Source organism: Pseudovibrio sp. JE062, assembly GCF_000156235.1.
Classification (GTDB): Bacteria; Pseudomonadota; Alphaproteobacteria; order Rhizobiales; family Stappiaceae; genus Pseudovibrio.
In genome coordinates, this window is sequence record NZ_DS996815.1 from 131,569 (window position 1) to 153,616 (window position 22,048).

At 53.9% G+C, this 22,048-nt stretch carries 20 protein-coding genes; 5 read left to right on the forward strand and 15 right to left on the reverse strand.

Annotated features, from left to right (window positions below):
• Window positions 1-46: 46 nt before the first annotated feature.
• The 11 genes from PJE062_RS23160 to PJE062_RS23210 form a co-directional block, all read right to left on the reverse strand.
• The gene (locus PJE062_RS23160; protein WP_008552498.1) at window positions 47-1,225 is read right to left on the reverse strand and encodes an NAD(P)/FAD-dependent oxidoreductase; all 1,179 of its coding nucleotides are present in this window, start codon (window positions 1,223-1,225) and stop codon (window positions 47-49) included.
• A gap of 101 nt (window positions 1,226-1,326) precedes the next feature.
• The gene (locus PJE062_RS23165; RefSeq protein WP_008552398.1) at window positions 1,327-3,372 is read right to left on the reverse strand and encodes a methyl-accepting chemotaxis protein; all 2,046 of its coding nucleotides are present in this window, start codon (window positions 3,370-3,372) and stop codon (window positions 1,327-1,329) included.
• Between the two features lie 362 nt (window positions 3,373-3,734).
• A complete protein-coding gene (locus PJE062_RS23170; RefSeq protein WP_008552315.1) occupies window positions 3,735-4,823 on the reverse strand; it encodes a TRAP transporter substrate-binding protein in 1,089 nt (362 codons plus the stop codon).
• Between the two features lie 191 nt (window positions 4,824-5,014).
• The gene (locus tag PJE062_RS23175; RefSeq protein ID WP_008552283.1) at window positions 5,015-5,566 is read right to left on the reverse strand and encodes a TetR/AcrR family transcriptional regulator; all 552 of its coding nucleotides are present in this window, start codon (window positions 5,564-5,566) and stop codon (window positions 5,015-5,017) included.
• Between the two features lie 401 nt (window positions 5,567-5,967).
• Window positions 5,968-6,180, reverse strand: coding sequence for a cold-shock protein (locus PJE062_RS23180; RefSeq protein ID WP_008552358.1), 213 nt, complete (start codon window positions 6,178-6,180; stop codon window positions 5,968-5,970).
• A 335-nt stretch (window positions 6,181-6,515) separates the two neighbouring features.
• The gene (locus PJE062_RS23185; RefSeq protein WP_008552333.1) at window positions 6,516-7,571 is read right to left on the reverse strand and encodes a branched-chain amino acid ABC transporter permease; all 1,056 of its coding nucleotides are present in this window, start codon (window positions 7,569-7,571) and stop codon (window positions 6,516-6,518) included.
• Between the two features lie 12 nt (window positions 7,572-7,583).
• Entirely contained in the window at window positions 7,584-8,612 is a 1,029-nt protein-coding gene (locus tag PJE062_RS23190; RefSeq protein ID WP_008552308.1) for a branched-chain amino acid ABC transporter permease, read from the reverse strand.
• Window positions 8,609-9,334 (reverse strand): ABC transporter ATP-binding protein, encoded by a 726-nt coding sequence (locus tag PJE062_RS23195; protein ID WP_008552405.1) that lies wholly within the window; start codon window positions 9,332-9,334, stop codon window positions 8,609-8,611. Before PJE062_RS23195 ends, PJE062_RS23190 begins: the two co-directional genes overlap by 4 nt.
• Window positions 9,327-10,118, reverse strand: coding sequence for an ABC transporter ATP-binding protein (locus tag PJE062_RS23200; protein ID WP_008552406.1), 792 nt, complete (start codon window positions 10,116-10,118; stop codon window positions 9,327-9,329). The genes PJE062_RS23195 and PJE062_RS23200 overlap by 8 nt, the downstream gene beginning before the upstream one ends.
• Window positions 10,119-10,120: 2 nt before the next feature.
• Window positions 10,121-11,035: a bile acid:sodium symporter family protein gene (locus PJE062_RS23205; RefSeq protein ID WP_008552370.1), complete on the reverse strand. Its 915-nt coding sequence runs from the start codon at window positions 11,033-11,035 to the stop codon at window positions 10,121-10,123.
• A 176-nt stretch (window positions 11,036-11,211) separates the two neighbouring features.
• A complete protein-coding gene (locus PJE062_RS23210) occupies window positions 11,212-12,414 on the reverse strand; it encodes a substrate-binding domain-containing protein (protein ID WP_008552495.1) in 1,203 nt (400 codons plus the stop codon).
• A gap of 885 nt (window positions 12,415-13,299) precedes the next feature.
• Here PJE062_RS23210 and PJE062_RS23215 point away from each other — a divergent pair.
• A complete protein-coding gene (locus tag PJE062_RS23215) occupies window positions 13,300-13,689 on the forward strand; it encodes a hypothetical protein (protein ID WP_157039312.1) in 390 nt (129 codons plus the stop codon).
• A 52-nt stretch (window positions 13,690-13,741) separates the two neighbouring features.
• Here the strand turns inward: PJE062_RS23215 and PJE062_RS23220 are convergent, their stop codons facing one another.
• Window positions 13,742-14,155 (reverse strand): rhodanese-like domain-containing protein, encoded by a 414-nt coding sequence (locus tag PJE062_RS23220; RefSeq protein WP_008552421.1) that lies wholly within the window; start codon window positions 14,153-14,155, stop codon window positions 13,742-13,744.
• 223 nt (window positions 14,156-14,378) lie between these two features.
• Here PJE062_RS23220 and ftrA point away from each other — a divergent pair, with 223 nt between their 5' ends.
• A complete protein-coding gene (gene ftrA, locus PJE062_RS23225) occupies window positions 14,379-15,368 on the forward strand; it encodes a transcriptional regulator FtrA (protein WP_008552404.1) in 990 nt (329 codons plus the stop codon).
• On the opposite strand, the gene PJE062_RS23230 is transcribed toward ftrA, so the two are convergent.
• The gene (locus PJE062_RS23230) at window positions 15,359-16,576 is read right to left on the reverse strand and encodes a TIGR03862 family flavoprotein (protein WP_008552357.1); all 1,218 of its coding nucleotides are present in this window, start codon (window positions 16,574-16,576) and stop codon (window positions 15,359-15,361) included. The genes ftrA and PJE062_RS23230 overlap by 10 nt on opposite strands.
• A 233-nt stretch (window positions 16,577-16,809) precedes the next feature.
• Here PJE062_RS23230 and PJE062_RS23235 point away from each other — a divergent pair, with 233 nt between their 5' ends.
• Window positions 16,810-17,937, forward strand: coding sequence for a glycosyltransferase family 4 protein (locus PJE062_RS23235; protein WP_208982454.1), 1,128 nt, complete (start codon window positions 16,810-16,812; stop codon window positions 17,935-17,937).
• Window positions 17,938-17,972: 35 nt separating this feature from the next.
• On the forward strand, window positions 17,973-18,410 hold the full coding sequence (locus PJE062_RS23240) for a VOC family protein (protein ID WP_037038084.1): 438 nt from the start codon (window positions 17,973-17,975) through the stop codon (window positions 18,408-18,410).
• Window positions 18,411-18,537: 127 nt separating this feature from the next.
• Here PJE062_RS23240 and PJE062_RS23245 read toward each other — a convergent pair whose 3' ends face one another.
• Window positions 18,538-19,500 carry a glycosyltransferase gene (locus PJE062_RS23245; protein ID WP_008552413.1) on the reverse strand — a complete coding sequence of 321 codons (963 nt, stop codon included), beginning with the start codon at window positions 19,498-19,500 and terminating at the stop codon, window positions 18,538-18,540.
• Between the two features lie 19 nt (window positions 19,501-19,519).
• Window positions 19,520-20,437, reverse strand: coding sequence for a glycosyltransferase family 2 protein (locus PJE062_RS23250; RefSeq protein WP_008552391.1), 918 nt, complete (start codon window positions 20,435-20,437; stop codon window positions 19,520-19,522).
• A gap of 374 nt (window positions 20,438-20,811) precedes the next feature.
• Between PJE062_RS23250 and PJE062_RS23255 the strand changes: the two genes are divergently transcribed.
• Window positions 20,812-21,975: an acetyl-CoA acetyltransferase gene (locus tag PJE062_RS23255; protein ID WP_008552337.1), complete on the forward strand. Its 1,164-nt coding sequence runs from the start codon at window positions 20,812-20,814 to the stop codon at window positions 21,973-21,975.
• The last annotated feature ends 73 nt before the right edge of the window (window positions 21,976-22,048 follow it).

A 22,048-nucleotide genomic window follows, 5' to 3' on the forward strand; every position in this document is an offset into this window, starting at 1 on the left:
TAGTGCTTACGATGTTTTTGGTTGGGAGAGCAGTAATCGTTGTTCGCTAAACAAACTGCCCCGCTGCATGTCCTGATGCCCAGGCCCATTGGAAGTTGAAGCCGCCGAGGTGGCCGGTGACGTCGACGACTTCGCCGATGAAGAAGAGGCTGGGGACGTTTGAGGCTTCCATGGTTTTGGAGGAGAGCGCCTTAGTGCTGACACCGCCAAGAGTGACTTCAGCAGTGCGATAGCCTTCTGTGCCCACAGGCTTGATGGTCCACTCGTTGATCGCCAGAGCAGCTTTACGCAGCACCTTGTCGGAGGTGTCCGCCAGACGTCCGCCCAGCTTGTGTTCTTCTGCAATATGGGTCGCCAGTTTCTTGGGCAGCAAGCCGGAAAGGGCTGTTTTGATGTCTTGTTTTGGCTGGTTCTGCTTCGCTGCTTTCAGAGCTTCAAACACATCTGTGTCGGGCAGCAGATTGACGCGAATGTCTTTGCCTTCTTCCCAGTAAGAGGAAATTTGCAGGATGGATGGACCGGATAGACCGCGGTGTGTGAAGAGCAGGCCTTCGCGGAAGCTTGTCTTTTTGAAAGACACAACGGCATCAACGGAAACACCGGCCAGATGCTTGGAGCGCTCGCGCATGGCATCATCAAACACGAATGGCACAAGTGCTGCACGAGGCGTCACTATAGGCAGGTCAAACCGCTTGGCGATCTCGTAACCAAAGCCGGTTGCACCCATTTTGGGAATGGAAGGCCCACCACACGCCACCACAACAGAGTGCGCACGCACTGTGTCTCTGGAAGTTCCAATGGTGAAGCGGCCATCTGGCTTGGTCAAGGAGGTGATGCTGGTTTCCAGCTGAATGCGCACGCCAGCCTGCTGACAAAGGCCAAGCAGCATGTCGATGATCTGCTGGGCACTGTCATCACAGAACAGCTGCCCTAATGTCTTCTCATGCCAGCTAATGCCATGCTTATCGACAAGCGCAATAAAGTCGTGCTGGGTATAGCGCTTCAGCGCTGATACCGCAAAACGAGGATTCTCGGAAAGATAGTTGGCAGGGGAGGCGTGCAGATTAGTGAAGTTGCAGCGACCACCACCAGAAATACGGATTTTATCCGCTGGGCGCTTGGCATGATCAACAACCAGCACGGAACGACCGCGCTTGCCAGCCTCGATGGCACACATCAGGCCAGCGGCGCCTGCGCCTATAATAAGAACATCAACGTTTTGCATGGCGCCCTTATATGGGCTTTCCAGCCAAGGTCAACTCGGGATCAAACAAATAGGGAGGACCGAAGCCCTCCCTACATCAACTCTAAGCTCTGAGCAGCCTATTAGGCGGCTACAACATCCTTCAGGAAGGTGGAGATGGTCTGGCGCAGCTCCGTTGCCTGTTTGGAAACTGAGGTGGACGCCTCCAGCACTTCATTCGCAGAACTGTTGGTTTCCTGAACAGAGCTGGTCACAACATTCATGCTGTCCGCCACATCCTGCGTGCCTTGTGCGGCCTGCTGGATGTTCTGGCTGATGGAAGAAGTGGCAGCGTTTTGCTGAGCAATCGCAGTGGCGATGGAGCTGGTGTACTCGTTCACCTGCTGCATGGTGCCTGCAATCTGCTCAATGGCGGTTACAGCTTCCTTGGTGGAACCCTGAATGCCAGAAATCTGAGAGGAAATCTCTTCAGTTGCCTTGGAGGTCTGGGTCGCCAGTTCCTTCACTTCAGAGGCCACAACTGCGAAGCCCTTGCCCATCTCGCCAGCACGTGCCGCTTCAATGGTCGCGTTCAATGCCAGCAGGTTGGTCTGTTCAGCGATATCGCGAATAAGGTTGACCACTTCGCCAATTTTCTGCGCGGCCTGATCCAGATCTGTGACGTGATCGTTGGTGGCAGTTGCAACAGTGGTTGCATCATCAACAGTCTGCTTGGTCTGGGAGATCTGACGGCCAATCTCTTCGATGGAAGCAGAAAGCTCTTCAGCAGCGGAAGCCACGGTCTGCACGTTGTATGAGGCCTGCTCGGAAGAACCTGCAGCGCTTGTTGCACGGTCAGATGTGGTGGTTGCAATGTGAGTGAGGGAGTCAGCTGTCTGCTGCATCTTGCCGGTGTTGTCATCAACACGGTCGAGCACACTGGAAACCTGATCGTTGAACGCACTGATCAGCTGATCAACATGCATCTGACGATTGCGCTCTTGCTCATGTTCCTTCTCAGAAAGGCTCTGCAGGCGCTTCTGTTCAGCAACAGTGTCACGGAAGGACATCACAGCGTTTGCCACCTGACCGACTTCATCAACGCCGACAGCGCCGGAGAAGGTTACGGAGGTATCGCCATCAGCCAGATTGCGTGCATCTGTCAGCAGTGCTGAAACAGGAACAGAAACACTGCGGATGATGGTGTAAGCAGCACCAATACCCAACACGGTCACCAAACCAGCGATAGTCAGGGCAAACATGAACTGCCATTGCGCGTCTGCAGACAACTTCTGTGCGTGCATCACCAGTTCATCAGCAGCGTAATCTTCAAAGTCCTTCAGTGCATCAATGCGTTTGGTTGCCAAATCAAACCATTCGGTACCGGAAACGGAGGAGATATCACCGCCAAATGCGGAGGCATAGCCCAGTTTACGCGCGGCTTGAACCTGACTCATGATTGGACGGCTGAAGATCTTATCAAGAAACTTCTCCTGAGGACCAGTCATCAGTGCGCGAGCGGTTTTGAAGTGGGTATCCTGACTTGCGCCAAGGCGAACGAAACGGTGGTAGATCGTTGCGTTAAACTCTTGTGCACTGAAGCCGTTCGCTCCGATTGCGCGCTCAATGCCTGCGTTCTCTTTACCAAGCAGAATTTCTTCATACATGCTCAGCTCGCGAACCAGACTTGCGTCCCGGCTCACAGCAATGGTGCTTGGCAGGAAAGTGAAGGCTTCATTGATTGTGCCGCTGTAATAAGCAACGGTCTCGCCAACGGTCGTATTCAGGCTTTTGACGTTGTTGCGGATGCGATCAATGTGTGCCAACCGGCTGTTCACCATTTCCACCTGCGCAGCAAGGCCCTTATCAATGGAGGCGAGGTGAATGTTTTCCAGCGCAGTTTTATAAATACGGATTTTGCTGTCGGTCAGCTTGTGCTGGTCTGCTAGGCCTTCGGCAAATGCCTTGCCCTTCGCGCCGAGATACCCGGCGGAGCGACCGCGCTCTTTCTGCAACTCATGGACAACCGCACTCAACACAGGCACAAACTCTGCCACCTGTCCGATGTTAGATGCTTCCACCTTGTTGTTGTAGGCGGTGATGATTTGTGCACCTGCAAAATAAAGCATTGGCACAAATGCCAGCATGAATATCGCGATGATGCGATATTTTAAAAGAATACGACGCATGAGAGCACCTGTTAGGGAAACCCAAGTTTCAATTTAAAAGGGGGTAATCTGACACCCAGTTTCACTGATTTGTGAATACACGCCCAAATTGAGTCAGTAATTCTTTATAGAGTCTTTATTCTACTGCTTAGATTTGTACTAACTACCTACTTATTCTCACCTAAGTAGTGTTAGTAGATAAACTACTTACGCTATAAGTATATATGCAAGTTGCAATTAGTTACTATTTCCCAAATATACTTGAGTTTTCAGAGGCTACAAGAGGAAAGCTGCATGCGGGTGTGCATTTGGTGAGTCGTTTAAGCAACCTAGGGTAACGGGGAGATAACTCTCCCCGTCTGTTTGTTTTACTTGAGCCAGCTTTAAGTAGACCAGACCTGAGCCCGGTCCTGATAGAGCTGCCCTTCCATCCGTGCACCATACAAAGAGCAAGCTTTCACGTATTCCATGTAGGAACCATGGATCTTTTCGCTCATCGCATCGCCTGATGGGTATGCCGCAATAACTTCACGGGCCGCTGCTCCAATGGCTTCAATCACATCCGGCGGGAAGGCGGAAAGAATAGCGCCGCGTTCCACCAGTGTGGAAAGAGCGATTGTGTTGTTGTAGCGGAATTCCGCAGTGCTTTCTTCTGCCTGCGCGGTTGCAGCCTGTGCCAGAACTTCCTTCAGCCATGGGCTCAGGTTCTCATAGGTGTTCTGGTTCACGATCATTTCCAGACCCGGACCAGGCTCATGGAAGGCTGGCAGGTGATAGTAAGGCGCGATCTTGTAAAGACCGAGCGCAAGGTCATTCCAAGGGCCAACAAACTCAGCAGCATCAACAACGCCGGACTGCAGTGCCGGATAGATCTCTGGCGGAGGTGTTACAACAGTGGTTGCACCCACTTTGCGCAGAATGTCTCCACCAAGGCCCGCGATCCGCATCTTCAGACCAACAAGGTCATCCAGAGACTTGATTGGCTTCTTGAACCAGCCGCCTGCCTGGGCGCCAGAGCTGCCTGCGTAAAACGGCTTTACGTTGTGCGGTGCATAAGCTTCGTCCCACAATGCCTGTCCGCCACCATGGCGCAGCCAACCGGAAAGCTCAGTTGCATCCAGACCAAACGGCAGAGTGGTGAAGTACATGGTCGAGCGGATTTTGCCCACCTGATAGTAAGGCGCGTTGTGGCCGATGTCAGCCGTGCCGGAGGAAACCGCAGAGAAAGTCTCGAACGGAGGAACCAACTCACCACCACCATAATACTTGATGGAGATTTTGCCGTCAGACAGCGCTTCAATGCGCTTGCCCAACTGTTCAGCAGAGGTGCCTACACCTGGGAAGCCCTTTGGGAATGCACCCACAAGCTTCAGGTTCAGCGTCGCGTTCGCAATCGCTGGTGCAGCAAGAACTGAGGCCCCACCGGCCGCGCCCGTTGCCACAGCTGTTTTAAGAAAGTCACGACGTTTCATCTGTACCCCTCCATTGAGCGTATCTCCGAAAATGACAGCGGTTTCGGATCAGGATACGCCTTGAGCAACCACGAAGAACGCAACCGGTTCTCCGTACAAAATACTTAAGTATCAATGCTAGCAGAGGGGAGGGGACTCTGGCGATATATTTGGGTTTTCAGGCCTGAGAAGAGTTCAAGTCTGGCAGAGCTTTACTTGAGTATCTCAAACATCCGTTCAAGCTGCTCTTCAACGTTCAGCTGGGTCTCATCCAGAACCTGAAAGATGCCATTGCTGTGAACGCCTTCGACGGCCAGATAGACGAGTGTCGCCAGCTCTGGGTCTTCAGACTCATCCTGAATACGAGCATACATCTCTTTATGAAAGACGCGGACAGGATCGAGCAGGCTTGGGTCATCTGCAATTGCAGCCAGCATGCCGGAGGCAGCCTTGTTGTCTTCCTTGAACTTGCTGCAAAGCCCTTTCAGGAAAGCACGCATCAGCTTGTGGCGATACGGATCATCAGCCAGCTTATGCTCTTCCGAAGCGATTGTCTCGCGCGTGCTATCTACGTGATACTGAACCATGGCGCGGATAAGCGCCTGTTTGCTGGGGAAGTTGTAAAGAAGACCGCCTTTGGAAACACCCGCATGCTTGGCAATAGCATCCAACGAAAACTGCCCACCGCCCTGCGCTTGCACATAGTCGATGGCCGCATCAAGAATGCGATTTTGTGTTCTGCTGGCTTTCGTCGTGCCCTTCACAATGAGTCCCTTGCCCAATTCTGCGAGAAATCGCAGAGAATAATGTTTTGTACGTCAGCGCAGATCTGCGACTTTTGTCAGTATAGGCCATCAGCAGCAACTTTGCGAGACCAAGTCACCCGGACAACCACGAAATTTAGGGTGTGAAAACAAAGATGTGAGCGGCTTTGCACAAAATACCCACTATCGAAGGCAGTGTGCTGCAGCCTGTTTCCGTAAATAGGAAGACAGGAGCTTTAGGCAAGTGCCTGCGTGGAAAAATCGCTGAAATCTGCGCGTAAAAAAGAAAAGGCCTGACGGCGTCCGGCACAAGCCGCGCTCATCAGGCCAATCCTGAGGTGGTTACAATGTGCGTTCAGCTTGCGCTGAAGCAAACCCTGCAATCCCACAAATCGTAAAGATTAAGCAAGCTCAATCTGGGAAGCCTGCAAACCGCGGCCACGACGATCTTCTTCAGCAACGAAAGTGATCGCTGCACCTTCAGCTGGAACTGCGATGCCGGAGCGTTCGAAAGCTGTGATGTGAACAAAGATGTCCTTGGATCCGTCACCTGGGGTGATGAAGCCGTAGCCTTTGTCGTGGTTGAAGAATTTGAGGGTACCGTCTTGTCTCATCGAAACGTCCTTTAAGCCAAAAAATCCAACTCACCTGATGAGGGCGAGTTATTTGTGACGAGCAATGTATTCAAAGGCAGAAAAGGACATTGTCGCGATCGGTCAATCGTAACACTGCCAAGTGTGTCTCCAAAAACAGCCCGTAGTAACCAAGCCTGAGCTCTGTTCTCGTTCAAAAAAGCCAGTCTTAATTCTCATATAGGGGGACGGGTCATATGTCGCCCCTCTAATACTACGGGATAAGCAAATCTCTTAGCTCGCTCGTCCATGCCAACCTAGGTACTCCCGATGAAATCCACAAGGTGTAAACGCCAAAAAAGCGAAATCTCGGAGAATTATGTACCTCGCAATCGCCCCACCACGCCCTTGGGGAACCAATAGATGCTGCAGATGAACAAGATTCCCAGCCACAGCAGCCACCGTTCTGGTGAGACCACCTCAGACACAACGGGCAAACTACCCAATGATTCCTGAAGGATACCAAGGAGATTCTGCAAGTAAGACTGTGTGAGCAGGAACAGAACAGCCCCGATCACAGCGCCATACATGCTGCCCATTCCGCCAATCACAACCATCAACAGAATGTCCACCATTATATCCATAGAGAGGGTGGTTGCCGGTCCGGTATAGCGCAACCAGATTGCCATCAGAGAGCCAGCAAGCGCCGCCACCACCGCAGACAGGATCGTCGCCACGCTGCGATATCGCACCACTTTGTATCCGATTGCCTCTGCCCGGAATGCATTCTCACGGATTGCCTGCAGAACCCGACCAAACGGCGAGTTCACCATACGCAGCAATACAAGGAACAGGCACAGGCTGCTGAAGAACACCACATAGTACGTGATCAGCTTGCCATTAAGCCGAACACCCAGAACCTTCTCTTTCACCAGCTTGAACGCAGGTGTCATCTCCCGTGGGATACGATAGCTCAGCCCGTCCTCACCACCGGTAATGCCTGACAGCTGTGAAATCAGCACCAGAAATGCACTCGCCACCGCCAGCGTCATCATCGCAAAGAAGATCGCCTTCACACGCAGAGAAAACAGCGCAATCACAAAAGCAAATGCTCCGGCGACCACCGCACCGCATACCGTGCCCAGCACAATCGCACTGTAGGATGCTCCCATGTTCACCAGTGCCAGCGCGGTGCCATAAGCACCAATGCCAAAGAACATGGTATGCGCAAAGGACACCACCCCCGTGTACCCCAGCAGCAAGTCATAGCTGGCCACCAGCACAATGAAGATGCAGATCCGCGCCGCTGTATCCAGTGACCGCGTGCCGGGAAACAGGAAGGGCGCAAACATCAGCCCGAACAGGATGAGCAACAACACGGCACTGAGCATTTTGCTGCGTGGGCTGTCACCGGAAAGGAGTTTCATCACCATCGCATGAACTCCTCAATGCGCTTTGACGACAGGGTAGAGCCCCTGAGGTCGCCACATCAAAACAGCCCCCATCAGCAGAATAGTCGAAACCAACGCCAGCTTGGGGATCAGGAAACCCGTGTAGTTGGTCAGCAACCCCACCAGCATGGCTCCGATAAAGCAGCCTTCTATGGAGCCAAGCCCGCCAATGATCACCACGATGAACACGGAGATCATCACTTCAGCGCCCATGTGAGCCGTAATGGTTTCCTGATACATGCCCCACATCACCCCGCCGAGCCCGGCCAGCGCACAGCCCACCATGAAGACGGCGAGGAACAACTTCTGGATGGGATACCCAAGCGCCTCCACCATCTCGCCATTCTGCACACCAGCCCGCACCAGCAATCCGATACGCGTCCGGCTCAAAACCAACCGCATGGCAACAAACAGCGCCAGCCCGATTGCAATAGCCAGCACGCGATACTTCTCAATAGCAGCTCCTAAAACAACGAAGGAGCCTTGAAACGCAGTTGGCCGCGCCAGCACGATCTCATCCGGCCCCCAGATCACGTAGATCAACTGCTGGGTGACAACCAACCCGCCCATGGTCACGAGGATCTGCTTCAGGTGCTGCCCATAAACTGGCTTCACAATCAGCCGCTCAAAGCCATAACCCGCGAGGCCTGTCACCAACATGGCAAAAGCCACCGCCAGCAAAACAGCTCCCAGATTGAGCGCAATGCTAGGGCTCTCGATCCAGCCAGCGAGCAATCCCAAAATGGTGAAACCGGCAAAAGCGCCCAGCGAGATGAATGCTCCGTGCCCAAAGTTGATCACGTCCATCAGGCCAAAAATCACTGTGAGGCCAGAGGCCATGATGAAGATCATCATCCCCATCGCCAGCCCTGCTGCGGTCAGCGTCAGCCACGTGGAACCTGACCCAATCGCCAGCAACCCAATCAGCATAAGAACCGGCACCAGAAATAACGGTGCTTTGGCTTCAATCACTTCAGAAAGGGGAGGGCGTTCAATGCGTGGTTTAATCAGGCTGTCGCTCATTGGTGCGCCTCCAGTGAAAGTCCCATCAACCTCTCCTGCAACTCAGCATCGTCTGCCAACTCCGCCATCTCGCCGGAGTACACAATCCGCCCGTCATCCATCACAGCCACAGTGTCTCCCACCGCCCGTGCCATGGAAAAGTTCTGCTCCACCAGCAGGATTGTCGTCTGCATTTCCTTCAGCTCTTTCAACGCGGCAATCATGGCGTTGATGATTGCAGGTGCCAGCCCCTTGGTTGGCTCATCAATCAGCAGCAGCTTACGTGGCTCGATGATGGCTCTTGCAACAGCCAGCATCTGCTTTTGTCCGCCGGAAAGATTGCCCGCCGCACTCTGCCAGAAGGTCTTGAGGGGAGGGAACAGACCAAAAATCCAACTCAGCCGTTCCTCATCAATGGTGCCACCACGAGCAGCCAGAAGCATGTTTTCATGCACCGTCAGATCGGTGAAGATGCCCATATCCTCGGGTACAAAAGCAATCTCCCGCTGGGCGATGGCAGGCGTGGTTTCCTTCTGGATTTCAGCATTGTCGAACAGGATAGCCCCTTGCGAAGCCTGCCACAGTCCCATGATGGTGCGCAGTGTGGTTGTCTTACCCGCACCATTGCGGCCCAGCAGAACCGTCACGCCGCCGCGCGGAACCTCCAGATCAACGCCCTGCAAGATGTGGTAAGGCCCGATATGGGTGTGAACGCCTTTCAGCGTGAGAAGAGCATCAGACATGCGCACCCTCTTCTTTCTCTTCGGGTGCAACCCCCAGATAGGCCTGCTGCACGACAGGGGAGGCGATCACCTCTGCTGGGTCTCCATCTGCCACCAACTCTCCGTTGTGAAGCACGATAATCCGGTCTGCCAGAGAGCGGATCACATCCATCTTATGCTCCACCAGCAAGATCGTTCGGTCCTTGTCCTGTTTAAGCTCACGGATCAGATCGAGCACAATAGGCACTTCATCAACGCTCATGCCTGCTGTTGGTTCATCAAACATCAGCACCTGCGGACCAATGGCAATCATCAGCGCCACTTCCAGCTTGCGTTGATCTCCATGAGAGAGTTCTGAGGTGATCTGTTCGGCCTTATCCAGCAGATGCACCTCCGCCAGAATGTGTTCCGCCCGTTCAATCAGTTCCACGTGGCTATCGGCCATGGAAAATAGGTCCATCCCCATACGCTGATGAGCCTGAACCGCCAGCCGTGCATTCTCACGAACGCTCAGGCCAGGGAACAGGTTGGTCAGCTGAAAAGCGCGCCCGATCCCCCGCAAGGTGCGATCTGCCACAGACATGCGGGTGATGTCCTCACCATTGAACCAGACATGACCGGAACTGGCCGCCAGTTGGCCGGAGATCAGGTTGAAGTAGGTGGTCTTCCCCGCACCATTCGGCCCAACAATCGCTGTCAGAGTCCCTCGATGAAAATCACAGGACACCGCATCAACTGCCACATGACCACCAAAGCGAATGGTTAGATCACGCGTACTCAGAACCGGCTTCTCATCTGCTTGCATAATCAAAGAGTTGCCTTCTTTGAGAGTTCACTTTGAGTACGAAGGCTTGGGTCTAGCCTCGCCTTGCGCCGTGCCCATAAAATGAAGAGGAAGGCACAGCCATACATCGTGATGCCGTAAATGCCGGAAGCCAGACTATAGGGCGGCAAGGCTTCCCCGCTCATGGCAATCAGCGCCCCAACAGTGATCCCCAACGTGGCATTTTGAACGCCCACTTCCATGGCAATTGCGACACTATCCGGGTGTGAAAGCTTCATTATCTTCGCCCCGCCATAACCAATCAGCAGCATAACCACATTCAGGAAGATGAGCACTGGTCCCAGCTCCAGAATGTTGGCGGTCAACACCGACCAGTTGGTGGCAATGGCACCCAGCACGATCACCACGAACAAGACGGAAGCCACCAGGGAAACCACCTTGGAGATGGCAGAGGTAAACGAGGGTGCCAGATGATTGACTGCCACACCTAAAGCAACGGGAACAGCGGTGATCAATGCCATGGATATACCAATAGCAGTCACATCAATCTTGGGCATGGCGGCACCCAGAAAGTAATCCGCAGCTGCCGCTGAAAAAATCGGAACCGTCAACACGCATAGAACACTGGTGACAGCCGTCAGCGACACCGCCAGCGCAACCGACCCGCCGCTGAACCGCGTCAGCATGTTGGAGGTCACGCCACCCGGAGCAAAGGAAAGCAGCATCACGCCAAACGCCATAGCTGGCTCCAGCTCAACAACTTGCAAAATGAGGAACGCGATAGCGGGCAACAACAGCAACTGCCCCAACATACCAACGCTAAACGCACGCGGCATCTGCACCACGCGTTTGAAGTCCTGCAAGGTCAGAGTGATCCCGAGGGAAAACATGATAAACGCCAGCGAAAGCGGCAAAAACAGCTTTAAGAGAATATCCATGGGCCTATACGTCGCTCTTCGGTGCTCTGTATGTCCCGCAATCCCAATAATCTGCAGCTGAGGATGAGGTCAGCATTAAAGCAGACAAGAGTAGCAGGTTCAGAGCATTGTATTTTGGAGGTTAGGCAGAGGAAGCGAGTGGCCCGCTCCCTCCTGAAAGCGTGAGGGTGCCAGACCTATTGGTTCTGAATAGGGATATCCATGTCCTCAATGGTCAGTTCACGCACCAGTTCAGGAATGCCCCATTCAACCTCAGGGTCCACACGGATTTTGAAGTGATACATGGACTGCAGCGCCTGATGGTCCTCCGCGCGGAACTTCATCAGTCCCTTCGGCCCTTCAAACTCCATGCCTTCCATCGCGGTGATCAGCTCTTCCGTATCTGTAGAACCTGCTTTACGGATCGCCTCCACAGCCGCGATACCCGCAGCCATACCGCCAGCGGTAAAGAAGTCCGGCGGTGAGTTGTAACGCGCCTCATGCTCCTTCACCAACCAGTCGTTCACTGGGTTCTTGGGGATCTCGTAGTAATAGTAGGTCGCCCCTTCCATGCCCGGCATAGCCTTATAGGCTTTAAGCGCAGCCAGAATGTTACCGCCTGTCGCGATCTCGATCCCGTAGCGTTCCGGGTTCATCGCGTTGATCTTCGCCAGTGGATTGCCACCACCAGCCCAGATCACAAATAGGAACTTGCGTCCCTCTTCGTCCTTCAGTGCATCAAAAATGCGCTGGGCACTCGCGGTAAAGTCCTTGGTGTCCGTCGGCGCGTATTCCTCAAACACCAGCTTGGCATTGGTTTTTGCAATCGCATTGCGGAAAGCAGCTACACCATCCCGGCCAAATGCATAATCCTGCGCAAGCGTGGCGATAGACGCGCCATCCTGCCCAAGGGCAACAGCATTGGCAATCGCATCCTGAGAGGAGTTGCGGGATGTGCGGAAAATGTAGCGGTTGAAGTTGGCCCCGGTGATGCTGTCCGCCACCGCAGGTTCTACGATCAGCAGCTTCTCGTACTCTTCTGCAACTGGCAGCATAGCCAGCGCAACGCCAGAAGAGACCGGTCCGATCGCCAGATCAACCTCATCATCACCATAAGCCTCGGCCAGCATGGCCCGTCCGATATCCGGCTTGAGCTGGCTGTCCTTCTCAATCACCTCAATCTTACGGCCATCAATCTCCATGGTGCCGCCAGTGGCGTACTCCAGCCCCATCATCAGGCCCACATGGGATTGCTTGGCATAAGCCTCAAACGGGCCGGTTTTACCATAAACGTGGGCAATCTTGATTGGTTCTTCCGCAGAGGAAATGCTTGATGAAACAGAAAGTGCAAATGCGCTGGCCGCCAGGCTAACCGCCGCGGCCCGAAGTAATTTATGCATAATGAAACCCCTCCCGCGCTGTTCCAGAGCTTCCCTGAAATGCAGTCGTTCTCTCGAAAGACTTCAGAAGCCAAACCTTAAACAACGTAAAGATAGTTGACGCATGTATTCAGGAAGGAGTCAATGATTCCAGATTGAGCCAAATTGTTAAGGTATTCGAGGATGACTTGTATTTAGCGGCTTCACTAAGAAAATTCAGTCACTCATATTTTTGATGGAGGAAAAACGATTTTCTCAAACGTGCAAGCCAATCAATATTTGCCAATACTTATACGGCGGCTCGGTAAAACTGTGCGGCACGGACTGTCGCTGTAAGTCTTTGAGCCTACACGCGCTTCCTCTGCGACAAGCTGACGGCCATGCGCCATGGAAAAGCCATATTTCGCCCTGTTTCCACCTCAATTAGCCGTTAGGTCGCCTCTCTCCGGAGGCAAGTCAGCTAAGTGTTTATTCACCATCTCTGACAACCTGATGATAACAAGATCCTGCTACCTTCAATAACAATAAGAATGTTGGTTTAACAGGACGTCGTTAAGTACTGAGTGCTATGCACCCAGTATTATCAAAATAACAATAAATCCTGATACAGGATCATCTGCATATGTTTATGCGGACAACTTAAGGGCGGCCTATTTCCATTGCTTGGTGGGCCATCCTTGTCTCAAGGCAGGTTGTCTTGCCCCGACGATTTTAAGGCCGTACCTCCCCCTCCCAATCGGCCTTTTATGCCTGCTTTGTTCGGCACCGAGGTAACCTCCCACCTCGGTGCCTTTTTTATTGTGGGGATGCAACTTTTGTATTGGGTTGTAATTAAACTTCATCTTAAGATTGCAAAACGTGCTTTATGCATCTAATTAGCTCTAACTTGCTATAGGAGCTAATACTTTGAAAAATTATCTAAAATTATTTGTAGTGCTTGCAGCAGCGCTTGTGCTGAGTGGGTGTGTGACCACACGGTCTTCCTTGCCAGATCTGTTTGTTGATCAGGCGGATAAAGTGGCACGAGCAAATTACATTGATAAACACTGCCCTTCTATGACGATGAAGAACCAGGACTTGCTGGCGCAGTCTGCCATGCTTGTGTGCCTCACCAGCAAAAGCGCCAATAGGAAATGCGCCGTCAAACAGTACGTGAACGTCTATCTGGAAAGGTACACGCACTACTCAAAAGCCTACAAAGACAAGACATCAGCTCAACTTTGCAAAATGGCGCGTGAAGATGAGAAAATGAAACCGATGTTCGAAAAAGCAGGCAAGAAGAAAAAGAAAAGCTAAGCGCAAAACCATTATTGAAAAGCACCGAGGTCAGCCCCGGTGCTTTTTGCCTTTATGCGACTTCTTCCGCCGGTGACTTAACCAGCTCAAAGCCTTCATCGATCCAGCCAGTCATACCGCCCAGCATAATCTTCACCGGGCGACCCAGAACGGAGAGGTTGTAAGCCGCTTTGTCCGCTCCGTTGCAGTGCGGGCCAGCACAATAGACCACGAACACAGTGTCCATCGGCCACTTGGCAAGGTTTTCTGCCGTCAGATCACGGTGATGCAGGCAGAGTGCCCCATCCACGTGTCCCTGCGCAAACCGAACTGGACCGCGAACATCAAGCAGCACAAACTCAGCTGTACCCTCTGCCAGATCAGCCTGAACATCTGAGCAGTCAGTTTCAAACTGCAGGATGGAACGGAAATGCCCGAGCGCCAACTTCGGGTCTGCCGGGGAATATTCGAGTGCACGTGAAGCCATGTCTCTCTCCAAATCTATGATAGTGCGCCTGTTTTAGGGGGCAGGAGCACCAAAAACGCTTGTTTTAAAGCAGCTTGTGCGATGGGTGCTTCGCTGAGCTGCTTTCGGTGATGGCAGGAATTTCGCCTGCTCCGGTAATCTGAAGAATTTCCCCGTTGCACAAAACTGGCTTGAATGACTATATTCGTAAAAAATACGCCAATTTCAAAACGCATGATTGCCGATGGTTTCAAGGACACACACCAAGCCCGAAGGCCCACTTGTCGCAACGCTCATCTATGATGGCCTTTGCACCTTCGAGTTCGGACAGGCCTACGAGCTCTTCGGCCTGCCACGACCGGAGTTCGGCGCAAACTGGTACAGATATGAAACCGTGGCCATTGAAGACGGCCCAATCCGCGCCGCTGGCGGTTTGGAAATTAAAGCTGAAAAGCAGCTCGAAGCGCTAGACCAGGCAGACATCATCATCATCCCCGGATGGCGCGGTATCGAAACTCCGGTGCCGAAAGACCTGATCGAAGCGCTCTGCAAAGCCTACACGCGCGGTGCCCGTGTCGCCTCCATCTGCTCCGGTGCCTTTGTGCTCGCACAAGCGGGCCTGCTCAACGGTAGAACCGCCACCACCCACTGGCGCTACGCCGAAGCCCTGCAAAGCGAGTTTCCCGCCATCAACGTGGAAGAAGGCCGCCTGTACTCAGAAACCGACAGGGTGTTCACCTCCGCAGGCAGTGCAGCAGGTATTGATCTGGCCCTCCACATCATCCGGCAGGACTACGGTTCTCAGATCGCCAACAGCGTCGCCAAACGTCTGGTCGCGCCACCTTTCCGGGAAGGCACACAAACCCAGTTCGCAGAACAGCCTGTGCCAGAGGAACGGGAAAGCAAACGCTTTGCGTCTCTCTTTGAGGAGCTGGAAAAGAAACGGGCCTACACCATGTCAGTGCCAGAGATGGCAACCCTCATGGGTATGAGCCAACGCACCTTCATCCGCAAGTTCTCGAAGGTCACCGGTCAGGCCCCGGCAGAATGGCGCCGTGCCAAACAGCTGGAAACAGCCAAACACTTGCTGGAAGCGGAAGAGACCATGGACATGGAGAACCTCTCCCACCTCTGCGGCTTCGGTTCAGCAGCAACTCTGCGTCATCACTTCAGAAGCAAATACGGCACCACCCCAACAGCCTACCGCCGCCAGTTCCAAACCCGTCAGGCTTGAAGGTACGCCTTGATGCCATGCGCTGCTGTGCGGCCTGTTGCGAACACGGCTTGCAGCAGGTAGCCGCCGGTCGGAGCCTCCCAGTCCAGCATCTCACCGGCCACGAACACGCCGGGCAGTTTGGTGAGCATGTAGTGCTCGTTGATCTCATCAAATGAAACACCACCCGCGCTGGAGATCGCGCGGTCAATAGGCCGGGGCGCGGTGAGCTGTAAAGGCAAAGCCTTGATATGTGCTGCCAGCTCATCGGCCTCAACCGGCAACGGCCCAGCCTCTCGCATCAAAGCAATCGCCGCTGCGGGTAGGCCAGTGGCCTTGCGCAGGAAGTTGCTCATGGACTGCTTACCACGCGGCTTCTTCAGCTTGGCAGCCAGCTTTTCAGCGGACACATCCGGCTTCAGATCAACCTTTATCTGCGTGGAACCGTTCTTAAGGATCGTATCCCGTAAGTCCGCAGAAAGCGCATAAACCACACCGCCTTCAATTCCGGAGGCATCCAGCATGGCGTCGCCAACAACACGCTTGCCACCATGCGAGATGGTAATCTTCTTGAGAGGCGTTCCTTTGTAGCGCTCTTTGAAATGATCAGAAAACGCAATCTCGAACCCGCAGTTGGCAGGGAGCAGCTCTTTCACCTCAATCTGCTTGTCACGCAAAATGGAAACCCAGGAACCATCAGAACCGAGTTTGGCCCAGGATCCACCGCCCAGAGCCAGCAAAACTGCATCAAAGCTCTGCGCTTCGACAGCTTCATCGCCTTTCTGAAGCAATAGAGCTCCTACTTCATCAAAACCACACCATCGGGTGTTGGAATGCAGCGTCACCCCATGCTGAGCCAGCAGCTTCAACCAATTGCGCAGAAGAGGGGAGGCCTTGAAGCTCTCGGGGAACACCTTACCGCTGGAACCAGCAAATGTTGGCTCACCCAGTTCAGCACTCCACTCCCGCAGCGCTGCCGGAGGAAACGCCCGCACGGACTGCAGCAGTTGCTCATGCGCAGGGCGATAGCGGCTGAGAAATGTCTCCAGATCCTCGCTATGGGTCAGATTGAGGCCACCAAGACCAGCCATCAGAAACTTGCGGGCAGGGGAAGGGCGTTGATCAAACACGCTCACCGACACACCAGCTTTCGCCAGTTGCTCAGCTGCAAACAGCCCGGCAGGGCCTGCTCCGATGATTGCAACGCGCTTTGTCAAAGATCCATCCATTCCGCTTTTGGTCACGACTGTGCGTACCAGTAAAAGGTGCAGCTCTAATGCCTTTGTTTCCCGCCAATTACAAGCGTTATGCGTTCCACCTCCCACTGATGCACAGCCACCTCCATGCGGGAAAATCACCTCCGTAAAGAAGCACCCCTGATTTTGGAAGGAAGACTTCTAAGGAATGTACAGTCCCCCCACTTCCCGCTTTCCTGAATGCAAACAGTAGAGTGGGGGCCGCGTTGAGAACTGCAATCGTAATGCCGCGTAACATGCATTTCTGTCAGTCTCGAGCCACATCAATAGACCTGTGCGCTCATGATCTGGCGCTTCACAGCCAGAACAAAAGCAATCTGCGCATCTTCGCCGGTGGGGAAGAGGATCTGTTTGATGATGTTGATGTTTTTGCAGTGACAGAACCGGGTAAGAAACCAACCCCTGCAAAGTTTTATGATCCCTTGTCAGAGTTCGGCCCGCAGCTGATCGTCGTGCACCAGCATCTGGAAACGGCGTTCCAGATCATCACGGATTTTCCCGGCACACCCGTGATACTGCACCGTCACGGCAGGTTTGAGCGCAACAGCGCCTTCAAACGCTGGAAATACACCCGCAAAATGAACCGTCTGGCCGGGATCATCTGGGTTGGTGAAGATGCACGCAATAACTTCTGCGAAAACTTCACCGGCGTGAAAGCCCGCAGTGTTGTCGTACCCAACGGGATAGACTGTGAGCTCTGGTCTCCGGCACCCAAAGAAAACTCCGTGATCTATGTGGGCAGAGCCCGGGAAGACAAAGGCGTCTTCGATCTGGCTCAGGCATGGCTCGCTTGCGCTGAGCGGCTGGAGAAATCCGGCTGGAAGCTGAATCTCGTATTGGCAGTCACGGATGAAGGGGAGCAATCAACCGCCAACTCCCTCCGCCAGATGCTTGCCAGTCATTCTTCCAGTGTCTCCATAGAAACCAACTTAGACGCGCCCAGCGTTCAGCAGCGTCTCGCAACATCTTCCATCGCGGTTGTACCCTCCATCGTGGCAGAAGGTTTTGGCCGTACCGCCATAGAAGCCATGAGCTGCGGAGCCGCCGTAATCACCACGCATTCCGGTGGCTTGTGGGAGGCCGTGGGTGAAACCGGCAAGGTGATCAACCCACGATCTCCCAAAGAGATCGCAACCGCACTGCTTGATCTGGCGGATAACCAACCCCTTCGCGAAGAGATGGCAAAAGCCGGACGGGAACGCGTGCTCCGCCTCTTCAACATTCACCAGATCGCAGAGACTTATGACGACATGCTCATGAGCCTATGGGATGATCACGTAAGCGGCACAAACAAAACGCAAGGGCTCATTGACCACATGCTCGTATCCGAGTGAGGCCAGCCTGTCTTCAGTTTCAGGAGATCAACCAGATGCACCCTGATCACGTCACCGTAGCCGTCCGCGACCTTGAGGAAGCGCGCAAGTTCTTCAAACTGCTGGATTTTGAGGAGCAAAAAGCGCTGGTCATCTCAGGTCCGATGTTTTCCGAGTACATGGGCATTCCGGATCTGGAAGCAGACCACGTCACATTGGTGCTGAAAGGCTATAGCCCAAGGTTCGAAATCCAACTCCTCCACTACCGCAATCCAGAAGCCCGGGCAGAACCATACCCAGAAGACCTCTGCCGAACCGGCTATAATCACCTATGCTTTGCCGTGGATGATCTGGAAGACAGACTGGCCCACCTTCAGGCCGCCGGTTTCAGCGCCCGTTCTGAAGTCATGGAGTTCAATGACAGAAAACTAGTCTTCCTCTTCGGCCCGGAAAGGATCACCATAGAACTCGCTCAATGGATGAAGCCGACCTAAGAGCTGCAGAGGCAAGACTGCTAAAGAAAGCAAGTGGTGAACGGGAGAAGGCGTAAGAGCCTAAGCTCCCTCGTCACTCAACAGCTCATCCAGCAACGCGCCTGTCAAAAGCTATCCATCCAGCTCTTCAGGCCATCAGTGCTTTTGCTGCTTCCTTGTAGTTCCCGGCAAGCGCATTCTTCTGAAACAGTAGGCCCTTCAGCCGTTTTGCCTTGGCGTTTGCTCGCTTGATCCGCACAGCCATATGCCGGGCGACCTTAGGCGTGATCTCCAGAAAACCACGTTCCCTCAACTCAGCACGTAAAGCACTGCTCAGGTCTGCTGCCAAAGTGTCCTTTGTGAACTCTGGCTCTTCTTCCTCATGCAGGCGTGAAATTGCGGCAAGCAGCACCATGTCAGCCATCATCCGATAAGGCCGTCCACGCTGGGCGGTCACCTGACCAGGATGAATGCGATATCGCACCAACCGCTCATTCAGGGCACCAATCTTGCCATACTCCAGCAAACGCAAATAGAGATCATAGTCCTCAGCGCCATCATACTGAGAACGATAACCTCCAACCTCCATCACAGCGTTTCGCCGAAACATGATGGTCGGATGATAAAGGCAACACTTCTCATAAAGCCGCTTACGGATTTCAACCGTCGTCTTTGGGCACTCCATTTGATCAATGATCTGCCCACTTTCATCAATCACCGAAACCTCTGTCCCGCACAGCAGCCAGTCCGGATTGCGCTCCATAATTCGCACCTGCCGCTCTAACCGCCGGGGCTCAGAAAGGTCGTCCGCATCCAACCGCGCCACAAGCGGGCTCTTGATTACGGCAAGCCCGGCATTTAGCGCAGAGGAAATGCCCTTAGCTGGCCCTTCAACGATCTGAAACTGCCCTTTTGGAAAATGCGCCGCAAAGTGCTTGGCGATCTCCCGTGTTTCATCGGTGGAACCATCATCCACCAGCACAACGGCAAAATCGGTGAAGCTCTGTGCCAGCAGGCTGCTGAGGGTTTCACCGAGTGTTTCTGCTGCATCGCGGGCGGGGATCAAAACGCTGACAAGAGGGGGATTGCTTGGCGTTTGTTGTTCAGCCATGGATTAAGTCACCTGTGTGCTAGGCTTTTTTGTGTTGTGCGGAAGGGGAAGGGTGTTTTGCAGGCCGGCCTGACTGTTCCATCAGCTCGGCCTCAACAAACTTGGCGAGCCGCAAGTACCGGCTCACCGCGTAGTTAGTGGAAGCGATCAGGCCCCACCAGCCATAACGGCAATACCCGCGCACCAGATAGCCCTTCAGAAAGGCAAGCGGAAACTCGAAGAGTAAGCGATAGCGCGGCAGCCGGCGCCCACGCCCTCGCATCTCCTGAACCTGCATGGTCGAGTAGCGGTTCATCTTGTCGTAGTGGAACGTGATGCTGGGAATGCTGCGGTGGTCCATATGCCCTTTCAGCATGCCAATCTTAGCTGTACTGGGCGGACGAACAGTGTCGTGCACTGAACTGGCAGAAAACCGTCCGATGCTCTTGCGGTAAAGCCGGATTTGCTTATGCGAAAAGGCGTGCCTGGCGGCGGTCTCCTCGTGAGGCCACACATCGCGGATGTCGACTTCCCAGAAGTCATAGTTCGCCAGCACAGAAGTCTGAAACAACCCCAGAATCTCATCCCGCAGTGCAGGCGTCACCACTTCGTCCGCATCAATGTTCAGTATCCAGTCATGCCGGCACTGGTCTTCACCAAACCGCTTCTGCAGGCCATAGCCATTCCAGTCATTGTGCAGCACCCGTGCGCCCATGCGCTGGGCAACGGTCACGGTCTGGTCCGTGGAGCCGCTGTCGATCACAATGACCTCATCAGCCCACTGAATGCAGCTGGCGATGGTTCGGCCAATCCGCTCTTCCTCGTTCTTGGCGATAATGAATACGGAAAGTGGAATGCGCTTTTCATCAGCACGACCATCTGTGGTCGCTGCCCCCTGTTGGGCCCGCTTTTCTGCGATGCTGATGATTTTGCTCTGGCTGGAGATATCGGGCCTCAAACTCTTGGATTTTCCGCAATAATCCTGAGTTTACTCCCCCCTACACATTCCGAAATTCGCTCAATATGAAGGACTGTTTTCACCCAATTGAAACCCATTGGTATCAATTAAGGGGCCTAACAAATGCCGTACCGTCCTCGCCACAAAATGCGGATGTAACCCCATCGTGAAAACCGGCGGCAAAGCGTGGTGAACTGGTGCAAGCAACTGCCAGAACACCAAAACCTAGCATAAAGTCCCTCGGATAGCCCCGCTCACTACAACTTCCGTATGATTGCATCTCACGCCGAGGGGTGAAACGATTTGCGCGCATTTAAGAGCCGGGTTTGAGGCGAGACTTTCGGCACCCACTTTAATTCCTTTGGGAGAAGAAAATGGCCGCAATTATTGGTTGGGCACACACACCGTTTGGCAAACTGGCAGATGAGACAGTCGAAACTCTCGTAACAAAGGTTGCTAAGCAAGCGATTGCCGATGCCGGTCTCGCCGCAGAAGACATTGATGAGATCGTTCTGGGTCACTTCAACGCTGGGTTCTCCAAGCAGGATTTCACCGCAAGCCTCGTGCTTCAGGCGGATGACAACCTACGCTTCAAGCCAACCACCCGCGTTGAAAACGCATGTGCGACGGGCTCGGCAGCAGTGCATCAGGGCGTGAAATCCATCAAGGCAGGTGATGCCAAGTTCGTGCTCGTGGTTGGCGTAGAGCAGATGACAACCACACCTAGCCCTGAAATCGGCGCAAACCTGCTTAAAGCCTCCTACCTGCCAGAAGATGGCGACACCCCGGCTGGTTTCGCTGGCGTCTTCGGTAAAATCGCAGGCATGTACTTCCAGAAGCATGGTGACCAGAGCGAAGCGCTGGCCCACATTGCTGCGAAGAACCACAAGAACGGCGTCGAAAACCCATACGCTCAGATGCGCAAGGATCTCGGCGTGGAGTTCTGCCTCAATGAGAGCGAGAAGAACCCATTCGTGGCTGGTCCACTGAAGCGGACCGACTGTTCGCTGGTGTCTGACGGTGCAGCAGCCATCGTCCTCACCGACACAACCACCGCGCTTTCCGCAAAGAAGGCAGTCGCCTTCCGCGGCTTGGGTCATGCGCAGGACTTCCTGCCAATGTCCAAGCGCGACATCCTCAAGTTCGAAGGTTGTTCTGAAGCATGGAAGCGCGCGCTCTCCATGGCCAACATCACCATCGAAGATCTGTCCTTCGTCGAAACTCACGACTGCTTCACCATCGCTGAGTTGATCGAATACGAAGCCATGGGTCTGGTGCCAGAAGGGCAGGGCGCAAAGGCTATTCTGGAAGGCTGGACTCAGAAGGACGGCAAACTGCCGGTCAACCCATCTGGCGGTCTGAAAGCAAAGGGCCACCCAATCGGCGCAACCGGCGTGTCCATGCACGCCCTCACAGCCATGCAGCTGGTGGGTGAAGCTGGCGGCATTCAGGTCGAAGGCGCAGAACTCGGCGGCATCTTCAACATGGGCGGCGCCGCCGTCGCCAACTACGTCTCCGTCATGCAACGCCTCAAGTAAGCACAGCAAAATCAGAGAATTGAATATGAAAGCTCCGGTCCGCCGGGGCTTTTCTTTTGCATTGTTCTTGGGC